We start from the raw sequence: 21165 nt of genomic DNA, 5'->3' as shown, positions 1-21165 counted from the left end.
TCAAGAGATTCCGAGTTCTCGGTCGATCGCCGCGAACATCTCGTCGTCGGTCGCCGTGTCGAGTTCGAGGTCGTCCGGCTCGCCGGTGTCGTCGAGCTTCCACAGCAGCTTCCGCAGCCGGGCGGTGACCAGCTCGGCGGGCAGGGCGGCGAGCTCGGCCTCGATCCGGTCCAGCTCGTCGGCCGCGGAGTCCGCGGCGAACAGCCCTTCGAGCACGTGCTTCGCGACGGCGTCAGGCGTCGGGTGGTCGAAGACGAGCGTGGCGGGCAGCTTCAGCCCGGTGGCCGCGCCGAGCCGGTTGCGCAGGTCGAGCGCGGTCAGGGAGTCGAAGCCGAGCTCCTTCAACGTCTGCGCCGGGCGGACGGCGTCGCGGCCCCGGAAGCCGAGCACCGTCGCGACCTCGCCGCGGACCAGGTCGAGCACGACCCGCTCGCGTTCGTTCTCCGATGCCGCCTGCAGCCGCTTCGCCAGCTCGCCACCACTGTCCACAGGGGACTCCTGCTGCGCTTCGGGCAGTTCGCGCAGCAGCGGACGCGGCCGCGCCGCGGTGTAGAGCGGGGCGAACTTCGCCCAGTCGATGTCGGCGACGACGCTCGTCGGACCGCCGGTGTCGACCGACGGCTGGATCGCGGTGACGGCCAGCTCGGGGCGCATCATCGGAACGCCCCGCCGTTCGAGCTGGGCGCCGACGTTCTCGTCCACCATGCCGCCGCCCGCCCAGGCGCCCCAGGCGATCGACGTCGCCGGTGCCCCACGGTCGCGTCGCTGGTGGGCCAGCGCGTCGAGGAAGGCGTTCGCGGCGGCGTATCCCGCTTGGCCCGCGTTGCCCCAGACACCCGCGCCGGAGGAGAACAGGACGAACGCGTCCAGGTCGCCGCACAGTTCGTCGAGGTTTCGCGCGCCCCGGACCTTGGCCTCGGCCAGCTCGGCGAAGTCGGCCAGGGTCAGGGCCGTGATCGGCCGTTCGACGTCCACCGCGCCCGCGGTGTGGACCACGGCGTTCACCGGCGGCAGCTCCGTCAGCAGTTCGCGCAGCGCGTCGCGGTCCGAGACGTCGCAGGCGGCGACGGTGACCTTCGCCCCGAGTGCGGACAGTTCGCCCGCGAGCTCCGCGGCGCCGGGCGCACCTTCGCCCTTGCGGCTCACGAGCACCAGGTGCTCGGCACCGTTCGCGGCGAGCCAGCGGGCCACCTGCCCGCCGAGCGCGCCGGTACCGCCGGTGACCAGCGCGGTGCCGTGCGGCCGCCAGCGGACGGGCGGGGACGCCGCCGCGCGGACCAGCCGGCGGGCGAACACCCCGGACGGCCGCAGCGCGACCTGGTCTTCGCCGTCGTGGCCGGTGAGGACGGCCGCGAGCCGGCCGGCGGTCGTGGCGTCCGGTACCGGGGGCAGGTCGACGAGGCCACCCCAGCGGTCGGGCTGGTCGAGCCCGAGGATCCCGCCGAGACCCCACGCCATTGCTTGAGCCGGGCTGGTCAGGGGCTCGGCGGCGTCGACCGAGACCGCGCCGCGGGTGGCGAACCACAGCGGGGCGGCGATCCCGGCGTCGGCCAGTGCCTGGGTGAGCAGGACGTTGGCGGCGAGCCCCTCGGGGAGCACAGGGTGGTCGGCGTGCGGCTCGTCGTTCAGGGCCAGCAGGGAAACCACGCCGGAGGGTGGTGCTTCGGCGGCCAGCACCAGCGCCAGTGCGGATCGGTCCTCAGTGGACACTTCGAGCACGCGGACGTCCGGTCCGAGCAGGTCTTGGACGTCCAGTCCGGCGGGGACCACGGCCAGCCAGCCCGCGTCGAGCGTGGCGGGGCGAGGAGTGGTCAACGGGCTCCACCGGACGTCGTAGCGCAGGTCGTCCACAGCGGACCGGACGACCGGTGTCGCGGACCGCGGTTCGAGCCAGAACCGCTGCCGTTGGAAGGGGTAGGTCGGCAACGGGACCGTGCGTTTGACCGGATACCGGACCGACCAGTCGACGTCGTGACCGTGCGCCCACAGCTGGGCCAGGGAGGTCAGGAACCGCCGGAGGTCGCCCGCGTTGCGGCGCAGGGTGCCGACGACGGCGGCCGAGTCCGGTGCCGCGTCGAGGGTTTCCTCGATGCCGGCGCCGAGCACCGGGTGCGGGCTGACCTCGACGAAGAACCGGTGTCCGGCCTCGATGAGCGTCTTCGTGGCGTCGTGGAACCGGACGGGCTGACGCAGGTTGCGGTACCAGTACCCGGCGTCCAGCGTGCTCGTGTCGACCGGGTTGCCGGTGACGCCGGAGAGGTACGTGATCGTCGACGGCCGCGGCCGGATCGGCGCGAGAACTTCGAGCAGCTCCGTCTCGATCGCCTCGACCGCGGCCGAGTGCGAGGCGTAGTCGACCGGGATCCGGCGGACCCGCAGCTCACCGGCCTCGGCAAGAAGCGTTTCGAGGGCTTCGGCTTCGCCGGAGACGACGACCGAGCCGGGTCCGTTGACCGCGGCGAGGGAGATCCGGCCGTCGTACGGCTCCAGCAGCGGGGTGATCTCGGCTTCCGGGGCGGCGATCCACGCCATCCCGCCGCGTCCGGCGAGACCGGCCGCGATCGCCTTGCTGCGCAGGGCGACGACCCGGGCACCGTCCTCAAGGGACAGTCCACCTGCGACCACGGCGGCGGCGATCTCCCCTTGGGAGTGCCCGACGACCGCGTCGGGTGTGACGCCGTGGGACTGCCAGAGCGCCGCGAGCGACACCATGACGGCCCACGACGCCGGTTGCACGACGTCCACCCGTTCCAGGGCCTCGGCGTCGCCCAGGACGTCGGTCAGCGACCAGTCCACGTATGGGGCCAGCGCTGCCGCGCACTCCGCGATCCGCTCGGCGAAGACGGGCGACTCGGCGAGCAGGCCGACCGCCATCCCCGCCCACTGCGCGCCCTGGCCGGGGAAGACGAACACCGTCTCGCCCGAAGCCGTGGTGGTCACCGGAGCCCCGGCGGCCAGCTCGCGCAGCCCGGCCCGTAGTTCGTCCCGGTCGCCGACGACCGCGGCCCGGTACTCGAACGCCGACCGGGTGCTGACGAGCGACCAGCCGACCTCCGCCACACCGTGTCCCGTCTCCGCCAGCGCCGCCGCCTGCGCGCGCACCGCGGCTTCCGAACGGCCGGACAGGACCCACGTCCCCACGGTGTCCGGCAATGCGTCCACAGGGGACTCTTCGGGGACCTGTTCGAGGATCACGTGCGCGTTGGTGCCGCTGATGCCGAACGCCGACACACCCGCGCGGCGTGGCGCCCCGGTTTCCGGCCACGCCCGGTCCTCGGCCGTCAGCTCGACGACCCCGGCCGACCAGTCCACTTCCGCGGTCGGCTCGTCGAGGTGCAGTGTGCGCGGGAGCACGCCGTGGCGCATCGCCTCGACCACCTTGATCACCCCGGCGACGCCGGACGCGGTCTGGGTGTGCCCGAGGTTCGCTTTCAGCGACCCGACGAGCAACGGCCGTTCGCGGTCCGGGCCGTAAGCGGCGATCAGCGCCTGCGCCTCGATCGGGTCGCCCAGCGGGGTCCCGGTTCCGTGCGCTTCGACGACGTCCACTTCGGACGGCCGCAGGCCGGCGTTGGCCAAGGCGGCGCGGATGACGCGCTGCTGAGAACCGCCGTTCGGGGCGGTCAGGCCGTTCGACGCGCCGTCGGAGTTGATCGCCGAGCCGCGCAGCAGCGCGAGCACCGGGTGCCCGTGGCGGCGCGCGTCGGACAGGCGTTCCACCAGCAGGACGCCGACGCCCTCGGCGAGGGCGAACCCGTCCGCGGCGGCGGCGAACGGCTTGCAGCGGCCGTCGGGCGCGAGCCCGCGCTGGCGGCTGAAGCCGAGGAACTGGCTCGGCGTCGACATCACCATCGACGCGCCGGTCAGCGCCATCGAGCACTCCCCCGCGCGCAGCGACTGCGCCGCGAGGTGCAGGGCGACCAGCGACGACGAACACGCCGTGTCGACCGTGACGGCCGGGCCTTCCAGGCCGAGGACGTAGGCGATCCGGCCGGAGGCGACGCTGGACACCGCGCCGGTGACCAGGTAGTCCTCGCCTTCGGAGCCACCGCCCGAGCCGTAGGCCTGGTCGGTCAGGCCGACGAACACGCCGGCCGGGGTGCCGGGCAAGGTCGCCGGGTCGATGCCGGCGCGCTCGAACACCTCCCAGCAGACCTCCAGGAGCAGCCGCTGCTGCGGGTCCATGGCCAGCGCTTCGCGGGGGGAAATCCCGAAGAACGCCGGGTCGAAGCGGGTGGCGCCGTCGAGGAACCCGCCGTGGCGGGCGTAGGTGGTGCCCGGCCGGCTCGCGTCGGCATCGTAGAGCGCGCCGAGGTCCCAGCCGCGGTCGGCGGGCAGGCCGGAGATCGCGTCGACGCCGTCGGTCAGCAGTGTCCACAGCTCTTCGGGTGAGGTGACGCCGCCGGGGAAGCGGCAGCCCATCGCGACGATGGCGATCGGGTCGTCCTCGGCGGCCGCGATCTCGTCCACTGTGGACTGCGGTGTGGTTTCGGCCAGCAGGAATTCGGTCAGCTTCGCGACCGTGGGGTGGTCGAACACCAACGTGCTGGGCAGCTTCAGGCCGGTCGCCGCGTTGAGCCGGTTGCGCAGCTCGACGGCGGTGAGCGAGTCGAAGCCGAGGTCCTTGAACGCGCGCCGGACGTCGACGGCTTCCGGACTCGCGTGCCCGAGCGCGGCCGCGACCTGCTGGCGGACCACAGTGGACACCAGCTTTTCGCGCTCCGGCCCGGATTTCGCGGTTAGCCAGCCGGCCGCTTCGGCGGGCTCGTCGTGCCCTTCGGGCCGCTCGGCGAGCAGCGGGCTGGGCCGGACGGCGGTGAAGACCTCAGCGAACACCGGCCAGTCGATCTCGGCCAAGGCGATGAACGTCTCGTCGTGGTCGAGTGCCTGGCCGAGGCCCGCGAGGGCGGGTTCGGGCTCGATGACGGGGACGCCGCGGCGGGCGAGGACGTCGTGCAGGCTTTCGGCGATCATGCCGCCGCCGGCCCACGGGCCCCACGCGACCGACAGCGCGGTCCGGCCGAGCGCCCGGCGGCGCAGAGCGAGGGCGTCGAGGTAGGCGTTCGACGCGGCGTAGGCGGCGTGGTCGGCGACGCCCCAGACTCCGGAGATCGAGGAGAACAGCACGAACGCGTCCAGCTCGCGGTCGCCGAGCAACGCGTCGAGGTGCTGCGCGCCGAGCACCTTGGCCCGCAGGACGCCGGCGATCGCGTCGGGGTCGGTGTCGGCGATCGCGGCGAGCGTGCCGACGCCCGCCGCGTGGACGACCGTGCGGAGGTCTTCGATGCCGTCGACGAGTTCACGGACGGCGTGCGCGTCGGCGACGTCGCAGGCCACGACGGTGATCCGGGTGCCCAGTTCGGCCCGCAGTTCGGGGACATCGGCGCCGCGGCGGCCGACCAGGACGACGTGCTCGGCCCCGTGCGCGACGAGCCACCGGGCGAGGTGCCGGCCCAGCGCACCGGTGCCGCCGGTGACCAGCGCCGTGCCCCGCGTTTCCCAGGTCCTTTCCGGCGCCGTGCGCAGGGCGGCCGGCACCAGGCGGCGGACGAACACGCCGGACGGCCGGATCGCCACCTGGTCTTCGTCGCCGGACAGCACGGTGGCCAGCCGCTCGAGGGTTTCCGTGTCCCACGCTTCGGGCAGGTCGACGAGGCCGCCCCACCGGCCGGAGTGCTCCAACGCGGCCACGCGGCCGAAGCCCCAGACCGCGGCCTGCGCCGGATTCGGTGGCGGGTCGGTGTCGAGCGGGGCAACCGCGCCGCTGGTCAGGCACCATAAGGGTGCGTCGATGCCGGCGTCGCCGAGGGCCTGGACCAGGGTGGTGATGCGGGTGACCGCGCTGATCGGGTCCTCGTCCGGGGCGGGCAGGGCGAGGACGCCGGTTGCGGTGAGGCCGGTCAGCCGTTCGGCGAGGGTGGCGCGATCGACGGTCGTGGGCACCTCGATGGCGCTGGTCGGACCGCCGGCGACCAGGTCGGCCAGCCGCTCGGTGAAAGCTGCGCGGTCGCCGGTGCCGGGTACCTCGACGATGTCCGCGCCCAAGCCGCCGAGAGCGCCGGGCGTCACCACGAGCCAGGTTCCGGCCGGCGGTGCGGCCGGCGGCTCCGGCAAGGCGCGCCATGCAATGCGATGGCGCCAACTATCCACATCGGCCTGCCGCCGCCAGCGGGTCAGCGCCCGCCGGGCCTCGCGCCACGGGGTGTCCTGCGCGACGCCGAGCGTGTCCTCCTCCAGCGCCGTCCAGAATTCACTGTCAGCCGTCTTGGTCGTCGGCTCGAGCCAGAAACGCTGCCGCTGGAAGGGGTACGTGGGCAGGCTGACCGTGCGCCGGTGCGGGTAGAGGGCCGACCAGTCGACGTCGTGGCCGTGCGCCCACAGCTGGGCGGCCGACAGCAGGAACCGGCGGAGACCGCCATCGTTTCGCCGCAGCGTTCCGACGACAGCCGCGTCGACGGTGTCCTGGAGCGCGCCGCCGAGTACCGGGTGCGGGCTGACCTCGACGAAGAACCGGTGCCCGTGCTCGGCGAGCGCGTCGGCGGTCTCGTGGAACAGCACCGGCTGCCGCAGGTTGCGGTACCAGTACCCGGCGTCGAGCGTCGCGGTGTCGATGGGCTCGGCGGTGACGGTCGAGTAGAACGGGATGTCCCCGGTTCGCGGCCGGATCGGGGCCAGCACCTCGCGCAGTTCGGCTTCGATCGCCTCCACGTGCGCTGAGTGCGACGCGTAGTCCACGGGGATCAACCGGGCCCGGAGGCCCTCGCTTTCGCAGCGGGCGACCAGCTCCTGCAGGGCGGCGGGATCACCGGCCACGACCGTCGACGACGGGCTGTTGAACGCCGCGAGCGAAATCCGGTCGTCGAGCAGGGCTTCCACCCGTTCGGCGTCCGCCGCGATCGACGCCATGCCACCCTGGCCGGCCAAGCCCGCCGCGATCGCCTTGCTGCGCAGGGCGACCACGCGGGCACCGTCCTCAAGCGACAGCCCACCCGCGACGACGGCCGCGGCGATCTCGCCCTGGGAGTGGCCGACGACCGCGTCCGGCGTGACGCCGTAGGACTGCCAGAGCGCGGCCAGCGAGACCATCACCGCCCACGACAGCGGCTGCACCATGTCGACCCGGTCGAGTTCCCCGTCGCGCAGCGGACAGTCCATAAAGGACTTCAAGGCCGCCTCGCACTCGGCGAACCGCGCGGCGAAGACCGGCGCCTCGTCGAGCAGGCCGGCGGCCATGCCGGCCCACTGCGCGCCCTGGCCCGGGAACACGAAGACCGTGCGTCCGACGGGACCGGTCACCCCGGTGACCACGGCCGCGCCCGGGGTCCCGGCGGCGATCTCGCGCAGGCCGGTCCGCAGTTCGGCGCGGTCGCCGACCACCGCGGCGCGGTGCTCGAAGGCGGTCCGCGTCACCGCGAGGGACCAGCCGACCTCGGCGACGCCGTGCTCGGTCCCGGTCAACGCCGACGCCCGGTCGGCCATCGCGCTTTCGGAACGGCCGGACAGCACCCACACACCCAGGGAGTCCTCGGCGGCGGGAGCCGGGGCGGGTTCGGGAACCTGCTCGACGATGACGTGCGCGTTGGTCCCGCTGATGCCGAACGACGACACCCCCGCCCGGCGGGGCGCGCCGGTTTCCGGCCACGGCTGCTGGGTGGAGGCGAGCGTCACCGCACCGGCGGACCAGTCGATCCGGGGGCTCGGTTCGTCGGCGTGCAGCGTCCGCGGGACGACGCCGTGGCGCAGCGCCTGCACCACCTTGATCACGCCGCCGATGCCCGCGGCGGCTTGCGTGTGCCCGAGGTTCGACTTCAGCGAGCCGAGCAGCAGCGGCCGGTCGCGATCCTGCCCGTAGGTGGCGATGAGCGCCTGGGCTTCGATCGGGTCGCCCAGCGGCGTGCCGGTGCCGTGCGCCTCGACGACGTCCACTTCGGACGGTGCCAGCCCGGCGTCGGCGAGCGCGGCGCGGATCACGCGTTGCTGGGACGGGCCGTTGGGGGCGGTCAGGCCGTTGGACGCGCCGTCGGAGTTGACCGCCGTGCCGCGCACGACGGCGAGCACCGGGTGGCCGTGGCGGCGGGCGTCGGACAGCCGTTCGACGACCACGACACCGGCGCCCTCGGCCCAGCCCGTGCCGTCGGCGTCGGCCGAGAACGCCCGGCAGCGGCCGTCGGCCGACAGGCCGCGCTGGTGGCTGAACTCGACGAGCATGCCGGGACTGGCCATCACGGCCGCACCGCCGGCGAGCGCGAGGGTGCACTCCCCGGCCAGCAGCGCGCGCACCGCGAGGTGCAGCGCGACCAGGGACGACGAGCACGCGGTGTCGACGGTCAGCGCCGGGCCCTCCAGCCCGAGGACGTAGGCCAGCCGGCCCGACGCGACGCTGCCGGTGGTGCCGGTGAGCAGGTGCCCGCCTTCGCCGCCTTCGGACAGGCGCGGGCCGTACTCGGAGTTCGTGGCGCCGATGTAGACGCCGGTGCGGCTGCCCTTCAGGGACAGCGGGTCGATGCCCGCGTGCTCGAACGCCTCCCAGGCGGTCTCGAGCAGCAGCCGTTGCTGCGGGTCCATGGCCAAGGCTTCGCGCGGGGAGATTCCGAAGAAGTCCGCGTCGAAGTCGGCGACGTCGGTGAGGAAGCCGCCGTGACGGGCGTAGGACGTGCCCGCCTTGGCCGGGTCGGCGTCGTAGAGCGCGTCGAGGTCCCAGCCGCGGTCGGTGGGGAGGCCGCCGATGACGTCGCGGCCGTCGGCGACGAGGTTCCACAGGTCGTCGGCCGAGCGCACGCCACCCGGGTAGCGGCAGCTCATCGCGACGATGGCGATCGGCTCGTCGGCGCGGGTCGGTTCGGCGGCGGTGGTCTCGGCCGGTTCGGCGCGCAGCATCGCGGCGAGCCGGGCCGGGGTCGGGTGGTCGAACACCGAGGTGGCGGGGATCTTCAGGCCCGTCGCGGCGGACAGGCGCTCGCACAGCTCGACGCCGATGATCGAGTCGAAGCCGAGGTCCTTGAACGACGCCGCGGGGTCGATCGCGGCCGGGCCGGGGTGGCCGAGGACCAGCGCGGTGTGGGCGCGGACGAGCTCGAGGAGGTCTTGGGAAGGGTGCGGGCGGGCCTCCGCCCCCCGGTCTCCAGTGTATCGGGGGGTACTGACAGTTTCGGTGCTGTCGAGCCAGAAGCGCTCGCGCTGGAAGGCGTACGTCGGGAGGTCGACGCGGTGACCGCCGGGGAACGTCCAGTCGACGGCGCCGCCGCGGGTCCACAGCTCGGCGACCGACTTCGCGAACCGGGCCGGGCCGCCCTCGCCGCGGCGGAGCGTGCCGACCGCGGCGGCCGGGCGGTCGTGGTCGGCCGCCGTCGCCACGATGCCGGAGACCAGCACCGGATGCGGGCTGACCTCGGCGAACACGCCGATGCCGGCGTCGAGTGCGGCGCGCACGGCCGGGTCGAACAGCACCGGCTGCCGCAGGTTCGCGAACCAGTGGTCCGCGTCGAGCCGTTCGGTGTCGAGGCGGCCGCCCGCGGTCGACGAGTAGAACGGGACGGCCGACGGCCGCGGCCGGATCCCGGCGATCAGCCGCAGCAGCTCGTCCTCGAGCGGCTCGGCCTGGGCGGAGTGGGAGGCGTAGGCGATCGCGATCCGGCGCGAGCGCACCTCGCGGGCGGTCAGCTCGGCCTGTAGCTCGTCGAGGGCGTCGAGGTCGCCGGAGACCGCCGTGGTCGCGGGGCCGTTGACCGCGCCGATCGACAGCCGGCCGGGGTAGGCGGCGAGGAGGTCCGTCACCTCCGTGGCTGGCAGGTCGACCGACAGCATGCCGCCGTTGCCGGCCATGCGTTCGGCCAGCAGCTTGGCCCGCAGCGCGACGATCCGCGCCGCGTCTTCCAGCGACAGCGCGTCCGCGACGACGGCGGCGGCCAGCTCGCCCTGGCTGTGCCCGAGCACGGCCGCGGGTTCGACTCCGCGTGCCCGCCACTCGGCGGCCAGCGACACCGCGACCGACCAGAACACCGGTTGCAGCACGTCGGTGCGGTCGAGCGACGGCGTCCCCTGCCGGAGGACGTCGACGACGTCCCAGTCGAGGTGCGGTGCGAGCGCCGCGGCGCACTCGGCCAGCCGCGCGGCGAAGACCGGTGACGCGTCGAGCAGCTCGGCGGCCATCCCGGCCCACTGCCCGCCCTGGCCGGGGAAGACGAAGACCACGCGGTCGTCGCTCGTCGCCACGACGCCTTGGGTGACGCCGAGTCCGTCCGCGACCGCGCGCAGCCCGTCCCGGCTGTCGACGACCGTGCGGTGCGCGAACGCCGTGCGGCGGGTCGCCAGCGTCCAGCCGATGTCCACAGGGGACAGTTCCGGGTGGTCGTCCACATGCGACAGCAGGCGGGCCGCCTGGGCCCGCAGAGCCGCGGCGGTGCGGGCCGAGAGCAGCCACGGCGCCGCCGAAGAAGTCGCTGTGCGGGGTGCGACGGGGTCGGCCGCTTCGAGCACGACGTGCGCGTTGGTCCCGCCCATGCCGAACGAGCTGACCCCGGCGACCCGGCGCCCGGCCCAGCCCGTCGGCTCGGCCACCACCCGCAACTTCAGGTCGTCCAGGGGGATCGCCGGGTTCGGCGTCGTGAAGTTGAGGCTCGCGGGCAGCGTCGCGTGCCGCACCGCGAGGACGGCCTTGAGCAGCCCGGCGATCCCCGCCGCGCCCTCCAGGTGGCCGATGTTCGTCTTGACCGACCCGACCGGCAGCGGCTCGGCGCGCCCGGCGGCGAAGACCGCGCCGAGGGCGGCCGCTTCGATCGGGTCGCCGACCTTCGTGCCGGTCCCGTGCAGCTCGACGTACCCCACCGCGGACGGCTCGATCCCGGCGTCGGCCTGGGCAGCGCGGACCGCGGCGGCCTGGGCGTCGGCGTCCGGGACGGTCAGGCCGTCACCGGCGCCGTCGTTGTTCACCGCGGTCCCGCGGAGGACGCAAAGGATCTCGTCGCCATCGGCCTGGGCCCGCGACAACGTCTTGAGGACGACGAGCCCGCCGCCCTCCCCGCGGACGAACCCGTTGGCCCGGGCGTCGAACGTGAAGCACTGCCCGTCCGGGGACAGGCCACCGAAGCGAGCCGTCGTGACGGCGTTGTCCGGTGCGAAGATCAGGTTGACCCCGCCGGCGAGGGCGACCGGGCACTCGCCGCGGCGCAGGCTCTGCACCGCCAGGTGGACGGCGACGAGCGACGAAGACTGTCCGGAGTCGACGGTGAAGCTCGGGCCGTGCGCGCCGAGGAAGTGGGAGACGCGGTTGCCGAGCAGGCTGCGGTGGACCCCGGTGATGGTGTGGTGGCTGATCGCCTCGGGATCGCTCGCGTGCACGAGCGCGGCGTAGTCGTCCCACATCGCGCCGACGAACACGCCCGCGGCGCTCCCGCCGAGGCTCGCGGGCACGATTCCCGCGTGTTCCAAGGCTTCCCACGCCAGTTCCAGCACCAGCCGCTGCTGCGGGTCCATCGCGGCGGCCTCGCGGGGCGAGATGCCGAAGAACGCGGCGTCGAAACGGTCGACCGCGTCGAGGAACCCACCGTGCCGGACCCCGGTTTCCCCGGCGTCCCAGCGGTTGGCAGGTACCTCCGTGATCGCGCTGCGGCCGTCGGTCAGCAACCGCCAGAACGCCTCGGGGCCGTCCGCGCCCGGGAGGCGGCAGGACAGCCCGACCACGGCGACCGGCTCGCCCGGAGTGCTCGCAAAACCCGTCATCTCACGCTCCATCGGCGGGCGGCTTCCTTCCTGTGACGGCTGCTCGACGTCCACGGCAACACAGGCGCGGCAACGCTGTCCACGACGGACAGGTGAGGTCTAGTGCGGTGCCTAAAGGACTTCAGCGCGCCCACGTGACGGGCAGGGCGTGGACGCCGTAGTGGAGCATGTCGTCGCGCAGCGGGACCTGGTCCGCCGGTACCGCGAGCCGGAGGGCGGGGAAGCGCTCGAACAGCGCCCGGAAGCCCACCTGCATCGTGAACCGGGCCAGGTGCTGGCCGACGCACTGGTGCACGCCGTGGCCGAACGCGACGTGGCCCTGGGTCACACGGCCGACGTCGAGCCGGCCGGGGTCCGGGAAGCGCGCGGGGTCGCGGTTGGCCGCGGGGAGCGCAACGACCACAGTCTCGCCCTCGCGGATCACGTGCTCCCCCAGCTCGACGTCCGCCAGCGCCGCCCGGCTCGCGCCCAGGTGCGACACGGTCAGGTAGCGCAGCAGCTCCTCGACGGCGTTGGGCCACAGTCCCGGCTCGGCTTGCACCCGCGTCAGCTGGGACCGGTGCTCGAACAGCGCGAACGTGCCCAGGGCCAGCATGTTCGTCGTGGTGTCGAAGCCGCCGCCGACGAGCGCCCACGCGAGGTTGACCAGCTCGGGCCGGTCGAGTTCGCCGGTGCTCGCCAGCTCGCCGAGCATGTTTTCGCCGGGGTCGTCGAAGGCCGCGTCGACCAGGCGTTCCAGCGTGCCGCCGACGACCGTGATCGCCGCGATCAGCTCTTCCAGGGAGTACCGCATGCGGGCCACGACGTTCAGGTGCCGCAACAGCTCTTCGCGATCGGCCTCCGGGACACCGACCAGCTCGCACATCAGCCGGGTCGCCAGCGGCTCGGCGTAGGCGGTGACCAGCTCGGCTTCCGTTCCGCGCGCGGCCATCGCGTCGAGCAGCTCGCCGGCGATCCGTTCGGCGGCCGGGACCAGTTCGCGGGTCCGCCGGACGGTGAAGTACTTCGCGATCAGCTTCCGGTAGCGCGCGTGGTCCGCGCCGTCCATCTTCGGGAACGCGCCGGGCGCGGCCGGTTCCGGCTCGTACGTGTCCATCGGGAAGGGCGGCGGCACGGCGAGCGCGACAAGGTCGTTGCGGTGGCTGAACCGGGCGTCCGAGAGCACCGCGCGGACGTCGGACAGCTTGGTCACCAGCCAGCCCGTGGCCGGCCCCGGACTGGCTTCGAACGCGAGGCGGCTGATCCCCGGCCGCGTCCGGTATTCGTCGGGCGGGTCGAACGGGCAGCTGCGCTTGACGGGCAGCGAAAACGGCTCGGTCACTTCCGGCTCCCTCCGGCCAGGGGCGCGACCCGCGCCTCGATTTCGGCGGCGGCGCGGACCGCCCCGCCCGCGGCGCGCACCTCGCGCCGCATCAGGTCGACGCGCCGGCGCACGGCGTCGTCGCGGTCGACGGCGAGCACGGCGTCCCGGATGCCCGCGGCGGTCACCGTCTCCTTGTCCAGGGAGGCGCCGAGGCCGAGCCGCCGGATCTGCCGGGCGTTGATGTGCTGCTCCGGGTGGTGCGGTACGGCGATCACCGGGACGCCGAAGTACAGCGCCTCCATCACGCTGCCCATCCCGCCCTGGCACAGGAACACCGAGCAGTGCGGCAGGACGTCGGGGTGCGAGACCCAGCGGTGGGCCTCCACATTGGACGGAAGCGGCCCCAGTACGCCGGGGTCGACCCGCTTCCCGAGGGTGAGCACCACCTGCCACGGCAGGCCCGCGAACGCCTCGGCGCACGTGCGGAAGAACTCCGGGCGGTCGTTGACCGTGGTGCCCAAGGTGACCAGCACGACCGGCCGCCCGTCGGCGGGCGGCGCCCACGAACCGGCGGACGCGCCGACCGAGGGCCCGACGAACGCGAACCGCTCGTCGAACGTCGGTCCGGCCGGCTGGAACGCTCGCGGCAGGAAAACCAGCGTGAACTCGTCACCGCCGGTGAAGAACTCCTCCAGCGTCAACGTTCCGAGGCCGTGCTCGGCCAGGTAGCCGCCGAGCCGCGTGACGAACCGGGCGATGGCCGGGTGCGCGGGGTCGACCGCCTCGCCGAAGGTCTGGTTCTCCTTGGTCAGCGAGAAGTGCTCGTTCGACGCGACCGTGGCCGAGAGCTGCACGGCGGGCACCTGCGCCTTCCGGGCCAGCAACCGGCCCGGCGCCCACAACGTCGTGTCGTAGACGAGCAAGTCCGGGGTGGACGATCGTTCCACCGCGGGCAGGACGGCCATGCTCTGCTCGAGCAGGTCCAGCGGGGCCCGGGCGGCCTCGTCGGCGTTCGTGATGTCCGGCTGCGCGGTGGACAGGTCGCAGCCGTAGTCCGCGGCGCGGGCGCCGGTCGCGGCGACCCGGTCCGCGAACTCGCCGGAGGTGAAGCAGGTGACCCGGTGGCCGCGCCGGACGAGCTCGGCGACCACCGGCAGCGCCGGCGTCATGTGACCGTAGGCGGGGTAGGGCAGGAAGGTGATGTCGGGCATGACCGGCTCCTAGCGCCGCTTGTACCGCTCGATCAGCGAAAGCGCGGGCGAGGTGGCGACCGTGGTCACCAGGGTCATGACGACCAGCATGGCGAACATCGTCGGGCTGATCACCTTGAGGTCGAGCCCGATGTTGAGCACCGCCAGCTCGGTCAGCCCCCGGCAGTTCATCAGCGCGCCCAGCGACCACGCGTCCCGCCGGCCGATCCCGGACAGCCGCGCGGCGGCCAGGCTCCCGCCCCACTTGCCCAGCATCGCCACGACGACGATCAGCGCGCACCACAGCCACAGCGCCGGATCCGCGCCGATCAGGTCGAACTTCGTGCGCAGTCCCGTGTAGACGAAGAACAGCGGCAGCAGCAGGGTCACCGTCAGCGCGTGCATCTGCTCGGTGGCCTGGCGGATCGGCAGCGACCCGCGGGGCGTGACGGCGCCGAAGAGGAACGCGCCGAAGATCGGGTGGATGCCGATGGCGTTGGTGGCCAGGGCGGACAGCAGCAGCCCGGCCAGCAGCACGGACACGACCGCCGTGGTCGGCAGTGCCTTCTGGCCGTGCTCGGTCGGGGCGAACAGCCGGCGCAGCAGCGGGCGCACGACGAACAGCATGAACGCGAAGAACGCGATCGTGAGCCCGATGGTCAGGCCGGTCGCGGCCAGGGAACCGGCGCTCGCGATGGCGACGACGAGGGCCAGCAGGCACCACGCCGTGATGTCGTCGACGGCGGCGCAGCTCAGCGCCAGCGCGGCGATCGGCAGCTTCGTCATCCCGCGGTCGGTGATGATCCGCGCCAGGACGGGGAACGCCGTGATGCTCATCGAAATCGCGAGGAACAGCGAGAACGGCAGCCGGTCGACGCCGGCGCCGAGCGTGGGGTGCAGGGCGAACGCGAGCAGCACCCCGGACAGGAACGGGATCGCGACGCTGACGTGGCTCACCAGCACCGCGGCCTTGCTGCGACGGCGGACGAGCGCGACGTCGAGCTCGTAGCCGACCAGGAACATGAAGATGACCAGGCCGATCTGGGCGAACGTGTTGATCGTCGAGGCCAGGTAGTCGGGGAAGATCCAGTGGTAGGCCGCGGGCCACACCCAGCCGAGGAACGACGGCCCGAGCAGGATGCCGGCGAAGATCTCGCCGATCACCGTCGGCTGCGCCAGCCGGCGCGCGAGGGCCGAAAGCAGCCGGCAGGCCAGGAAGATCACCGGCAGGGCGAACAGCAGCTTGGCCACCGGGTCGGGCGCGCCGCCGGGGTGCCCGGTCGCCGTCGCGCCGCCGTCGGGGCTCGAGCGGAGCAGGAAGAACGCGACGACGACCGGGACGACCACCATCGCGAGGTAGGAGACCCAGGTCCGGCGGCGGCTCGCCGGGGCCGCCGGCTCGGCGGTGCCGGTGGTGCGCTCGTCGAGCGATGACATGACTGGCCTCTCCGATCACGCTGCCGGAAAAGGTCGTGAGCGGGAAACAGTGTCAGAACACTGTTTCCCACTCACGACCGGGAGTCTGGGCTAGAACAGCGCCAGTGCCGAAGAAGACGCCTTCAGGCTGCCGAGGTGCCCGTGCCACAGGTGCGTCGGGTCGGCCTCGACGGCGGCGACGTACTCCTTCATCGCCGTCAGGGCCGCCGGCTCCTCGGCGTCGTAGACGTCGCCCTGGAGCATCTGGATGACGTCCTTGCGGTAGCGGTCGTCGTCGATGAACGCGGTGAACAGCACGTTCAGCCGGTAGTACATCGAGATGAAGTCGTACCAGATGTTGACGCCCTTGCGGAGCGTGTTGACGTAGTTGTCGAACCGCTCGCGGCGGAAGTCGCCGGCCTGGTGCGCGGCGATGACGTCCTTCGCCGCCAGGCGCGCGCTGTTCATCGCGACGCTGACGCCGCTGGAGAAGATCGGGTCGACGAAGCGGGCGGCGTCGCCGATGAGCACCAGCGAGTCGCCGGCGATCTGCTTCATGCCGTAGCTGTAGTCGCCCTCGGTCTTGAACTTCCGCACGCGCTCGGCGTTCTTCAGCGCGTCCAGCATCTCCGGCCGGGTGCCGACGGAGTTCCAGAAGAAACCCTCGAGGTCGTCCTTGTGCTCCTTGAACTTCTCCTTCTGGGTGACGACGCCGATCGAGGTGATGGTCTCGGTGATCGGGATCTGCCAGACCCAGGTGTTCTCCTGCGGCAGGAAGTGCACGTGGATGTAGTCCGCGTCCTCGGGCCGGCGCGCCAGCGACGCGCGGTCGAGACCCTCGAACCACGTGTGCACGGCGTACTGGTTGAAGACCTTGTCCGGCACCTTGACCTTGAGCTGCTGGCCCAGCAGGGTCTGCCGGCCGGACGCGTCGAGCACGCAGCGGACGGCGACCTCCACCGGCTGCTCGCCGATCTTGGCCTGCAGCACCGGGCGGTCGCGGTCGGTGAAGTCGACCCGGTTGACCCGGACCCCCTGGTAGACCTTCGCGCCGAGCTCCTCGGCGTGCTTGAGCAGCAGCGAGTCGAACTGGCCGCGGTCGACGTGCCAGGCGTAGACGCGGTCGACGCCGTCCTGGTCGCGCTCTTCGTAGGCGATCTCCGCGACGCCGAGGCCGTGCGAGCCGGCGTCGAAGTCCAGCGTACTGGTCGGGCGGGTGTCGGAGGAGGTCCACGCGGCCCCGTACTTGCGGGGGAAGCCGGCCGCCTCGACCTTGCCGATGACGCCGATGTCGTGCATCACCGGGATGACCGCGGGCACGAGGGACTCGCCGACGTGCTCGCGGGGGAAGGTCTCCCCCTCGAAGACGGCCACCGAAAGGCCGGCCTTCGCCAGGTAGGAAGCCGCCGTGGAACCGGCCGGGCCGCCGCCGATGATGCCGACGTCGTAGTCGTAGGACACGGGTTCTCCGTTTCTGGGTCGGGAAGGGGTCAGGCGACCGGGGCGCGCAGCGACGTCACCAGGTCGGCGATGCTTTCGATGTCCTTGAAGTGGCGGGCCACCATCTCCGTCGGCGGGACGCGCACGGAGAACTCCTCACGGATGTAGGCGACCAGCCGGGTGGTTTCGATCGAGTTCAGCAGACCCCAGTCCAGCAACGGCGTGGTCGTGGTCAGCTCGCCCACGTCCTTCCCGTCCAGCAGGTGCTTCTCGACGAACTCAACGAGCTTTCGCGTGATGTCGACGCGCTCGTCGTCTGCCATTGCTCTTCCTCCAGTGACGGCACAGGTCCACGCACGGGTTCGTGCAGGATCAGTCGGTGCCCGCGTCGTGCGTGGCCTTGTTGCGGGAGCCGCGGCGCGGGCGCTCGAGCAGCTCGGTCTCGGGGTTGATGTGCTTGCGCGGGGCGAAGGCGACGTAACGGCCGCCGGACATCTTGGCCTTGAAGTTCTTCATCCAGCCGTGGTGCCCGAAGTTGCCGAACTTGTCGAAGCCGACCAGCGAAATGCCGCTGCGGTCGTAGTGCCCGCCCACGAGCAGGCACCACTGCCGGTAGTCCGGGTACTCGTTGGTCAGGTGGCGGTAGGTGAGCACGAAGGCGAGGTAACGGCGGAAGTCCATGCCGTCCAGGCCCTCTTCGTCGTAGACCCGGGAAATGGCCTGGGTGCTCTGGCCGAGCATTTCCGGGATCGGCGAGGCCGAGCAGACGAGCCAGTGCGACTCGTCGGTCATCGGGCTCTTGATCATGTTCTGCTCGACTTCCCAGCGGAAGTTGGTGTTGAGCTTCCCGGTCTCGATCATCTGCGCCTCGGAGATCTCCTGGGGCACGTAGATGAGCATTTCGTTGGTGGCCTCGAGCTCGTCGATCTCGGCCTGCGTGAACGGGCAGGGCTTCACGGCGATTTCAGTGGTCCCATAGACTCCGTAAACCATGTCTTCGAGGTTCTCGGGCATGCGCATGAGCGACCGTCCTGAATTCCATTTATCGCGTGGCTGGATGTGGCGTCGATTGGTTTTAGCACGGAGCCGACTGGGGAAATGCTCAGTAGAACTGGGACTTCTCCGTGGAATCCATCAGCGCGACGGTGTTGCTGGACGGGTTCACGACCGTGCTCACGAGGTCGAAGTACCCGGTCCCCACTTCGCGCTGGTGCCGCGTCGCGGTGTAGCCCGCCGCCTCCGCCGCGAACTCGCGCTCCTGCAGCTCGACGTACGCCGTCATGCCTTCTTCGGCGTAGTCGCGCGCCAGCGCGAACATCGAGTGGTTCAGCGCGTGGAAGCCGGCGAGCGTGATGAACTGGAACTTGTAGCCCATGTGCCCCAGCTCGCGCTGGAACTTCGCGATCGTCGCGTCGTCGAGGTGCTGCTTCCAGTTGAACGACGGCGAGCAGTTGTACGCCAGCAGCTGGTCCGGGCACTCGGCCTTGATCGCCTCGGCGAACCGGCGCGCGACCTCCAAGTCCGGTTTGGACGTTTCCATCCACAGTAGATCCGCGTAGGGCGCGTAGGCCAGGCCGCGCGCGACGCACGGCTCGATGCCGCCGCGGACGCGGTGGTAGCCCTCGGGCGTGCGCTCGCCGGTCAGGAACGGCTTGTCCCGGTCGTCGACGTCGCTGGTGATGAGGTTCGCGGCCTGGGCGTCCGTGCGGGCGATGACGAGGCTCGGGACGTCGCAGACGTCGGCCGCCAGGCGCGCGGCCTGCAGCGTGCGGACGTGCTGGGACGTCGGGATGAGCACCTTGCCGCCGAGGTGGCCGCACTTCTTCTCCGCGGCCAGCTGGTCTTCCCAGTGCACGCCCGCGGCGCCGCCGGCGATCATGCCCTTCATCAGCTCGAACGCGTTGAGCACGCCGCCGAAGCCGGCCTCGGCGTCCGCGACGATCGGCGCCAGCCAGTGCGGCGCGTCCTTCTCGTCCTCGGCCCAGCTGATCTGGTCGGCGCGCAGCAGCGCGTTGTTGATCCGGCGCACGACCTGCGGGACGGAGTTGGCCGGGTACAGGCTCTGGTCCGGGTAGGTGTGGCCGGACAGGTTCGCGTCGGCGGCCACCTGCCAGCCGGAGAGGTAGATGGCCTTGAGGCCGGCGCGCACCTGCTGCACGGCCTGGTTGCCGGTCAACGCGCCCAGCGCGTGGACGTAGTCTTCGCTGTGCAGGAGGCTCCACAGCCGCTGCGCGCCCAGCCGGGCGAGCGTGTGCTCTTCGGTCACGCTGCCGCGCAGCCGCAGGACGTCCTCGGCGGAGTAGTCCCGGCGGACTCCGCGCCACCGGGGGTCCTCGGCCCAGGACCGGGCCAGGTCGGCCGCCGCGGCTTCGCGGGGCGGCGCTGCGGTTACGGTCATGTCGTTCTCCTGACGTACGACGACGCGCGGCTCGTGGACGAGACCATTTAGCACCGCGCGAGCCCCGCCGAGCGCCACCCCGAAGCCAGGACGAAGCATTCCCCTAGTTCTTGCCGTGGGGCCCCGGTCGTCGCCGTGACCGGGGCGGATACTCGGTCCACGAGCCACCTCGCGAACGGAAGGCGTTTGATGGCAAAGGATCTGCGGACATTCCTGGCCGAGCTGGACCCGGACCAGGTGAAGGTCGTGCGCAAGCACGTCGACCCCGAGTTCGAGGTCACCGCGCTCGTCGACCGCATGGAGGACGACCCGGCCTACCCCGGCTTCCCCGCGGTGCTGTTCGAGAACGTCGGCGGCTCGGAGATCCCGCTGCTCATCAACCTGCACGGCACCTACGAGCGGCTCGCCCGCAGCATCGGCGCGGACGTCCACTCCATGGTCCCGGAGTACGCCCGGCGCGAAGGATCGGGGATCAAGCCCGTCACCGTGGACACCGCGCCGGTCCAGGAGGTCGTGCTGACCGGCGACGACATCGACGTCGGAATGCTGCCCCTGCTCAAGCACCAGGAGCTGGACGCGGGCAAGTACATCACCTCTGCGGTGACCATCTGCCGCGACCCCGACAGCGGCAAGATCAACGCGGGCATCTTCCGCCACCAGGCGCAGGGCCGCGACCAGGTCGGGATCCAGGTGAACCCGGCCCACCACACGGCTTACGTGCTGCGCAAGCTGCGTGAACAGAAGAAGCCGATGGAGGTGGCACTCGTCATCGGCCACCACCCGGCGCTGCTGATGGGCGCGGTGTCCAAACTGGAGGGCATCGGCGGCGAGCTCGACGTCGTCGGCGGCCTGCTCGGCGAACCCCTGGAAATGGTGCCTTGCAAGACGGTCGGCCTCGAAGTGCCGGCGCACGCGGAAATCGTCATCGAGGGCGTGATCGACACCGACCCCGACGCGACAGCGGTCGAAGGCCCGTTCGGCGAGTACCCGCGGTTCTACACCCGCACCGGCCCGCAGCCGTACGTGAAGATCACCGCGATCACCATGCGCCGCAAGCCGATCTTCGTCGACGTCTTCAACGCCCACACCGAGCACAGCATGCTCGGCGGCCTCCCCCGGATGGGCAGCATCCACCGCCGGGTCAAGGAGGCGGTGCCGACGGTGACCGGCGTGCACCTGCCGCTGTCCGGGATGGCGCGGTCGCACCTGTACCTGTCGATGAGCAAGCGCGTGGAGGGCGAGCCGAAGCTGGCGGCCTGCGCGGCGCTGGCGGTCGACCCGCTGCTCAAGCACGTGTTCGTGGTGGACGACGACGTCGACGTGTTCAACGAGGTCGAGACGCTCTGGTGCCTGGCGACGCGCTTCCAGGCCGACCGCGACCTGACGATCATGCCGGGCTTCCTCGGCGGCCAGCTCAACCCGGTGACCTACGGGCACAACCGGGACGAAAAGGGCCCGATGGAGACGAAGCTGATCTTCGACTGCACGAAACCCGTGCCGCCGGCGGTGTTCCCGCCGTCGTGCCGGGTCCCGCCGGAGGTGGTGGCGCGGGTGGACCACCGCGCGCTGCTGGAGGACGGGGACGCGCTGGCGTCCTATCTGGACTGAAGGTCGCCCGCACCGCCATCGACGCCGGTGCGGGCGATCTTCCACCACCACAAAGCCTCGTGAGTGAGAAACAGTGTTCTAACACTGTTTCT

The 21165-nt window shown here is 72.0% G+C and carries 9 protein-coding genes; 1 reads left to right on the top strand and 8 read right to left on the bottom strand.

Going from position 1 to position 21165, the window contains the following annotated elements:
- The 8 genes from ACIRSS_RS40690 to aceA all read right to left on the bottom strand — a co-directional run bounded on the left by ACIRSS_RS40690 (position 1) and on the right by aceA (position 19465).
- On the bottom strand, positions 1–11718 hold the full coding sequence (locus ACIRSS_RS40690; RefSeq protein ID WP_400904846.1) for a type I polyketide synthase: 11718 nt from the start codon (positions 11716–11718) through the stop codon (positions 1–3).
- Positions 11719–11839: 121 nt separating this feature from the next.
- Entirely contained in the window at positions 11840–13039 is a 1200-nt protein-coding gene (locus ACIRSS_RS40685; RefSeq protein ID WP_400904844.1) for a cytochrome P450, read from the bottom strand.
- Positions 13036–14232 (bottom strand): macrolide family glycosyltransferase, encoded by a 1197-nt coding sequence (locus ACIRSS_RS40680; RefSeq protein ID WP_400904841.1) that lies wholly within the window; start codon positions 14230–14232, stop codon positions 13036–13038. The genes ACIRSS_RS40685 and ACIRSS_RS40680 overlap by 4 nt, the downstream gene beginning before the upstream one ends.
- Before the next feature lie 9 nt (positions 14233–14241).
- The gene (locus ACIRSS_RS40675; protein WP_400904836.1) at positions 14242–15648 is read right to left on the bottom strand and encodes a cation:proton antiporter; all 1407 of its coding nucleotides are present in this window, start codon (positions 15646–15648) and stop codon (positions 14242–14244) included.
- A 90-nt stretch (positions 15649–15738) separates the two neighbouring features.
- Positions 15739–17088: an NAD(P)/FAD-dependent oxidoreductase gene (locus ACIRSS_RS40670; protein WP_400904828.1), complete on the bottom strand. Its 1350-nt coding sequence runs from the start codon at positions 17086–17088 to the stop codon at positions 15739–15741.
- Between the two features lie 29 nt (positions 17089–17117).
- Positions 17118–17390: an acyl carrier protein gene (locus ACIRSS_RS40665; RefSeq protein WP_285480534.1), complete on the bottom strand. Its 273-nt coding sequence runs from the start codon at positions 17388–17390 to the stop codon at positions 17118–17120.
- A 49-nt stretch (positions 17391–17439) separates the two neighbouring features.
- On the bottom strand, positions 17440–18060 hold the full coding sequence (locus tag ACIRSS_RS40660; protein WP_400904826.1) for a hypothetical protein: 621 nt from the start codon (positions 18058–18060) through the stop codon (positions 17440–17442).
- 109 nt (positions 18061–18169) lie between these two features.
- Complete coding sequence (aceA, locus tag ACIRSS_RS40655; RefSeq protein WP_400904823.1) at positions 18170–19465, bottom strand: isocitrate lyase; 1296 nt, start codon at positions 19463–19465, stop codon at positions 18170–18172.
- Between the two features lie 189 nt (positions 19466–19654).
- Between aceA and ACIRSS_RS40650 the strand changes: the two genes are divergently transcribed.
- Positions 19655–21073, top strand: a complete 1419-nt coding sequence (locus tag ACIRSS_RS40650) for a UbiD family decarboxylase (RefSeq protein WP_400904820.1) — start codon at positions 19655–19657, stop codon at positions 21071–21073.
- Positions 21074–21165 lie beyond the last annotated feature (92 nt).

The organism is Amycolatopsis sp. NPDC101161 (assembly GCF_044768185.1).
Taxonomy (GTDB): Bacteria; Actinomycetota; Actinomycetes; order Mycobacteriales; family Pseudonocardiaceae; genus Amycolatopsis.
Note: the sequence above shows the minus strand (reverse complement) of the source record. Positions and strands in the feature narration are given on the sequence as shown.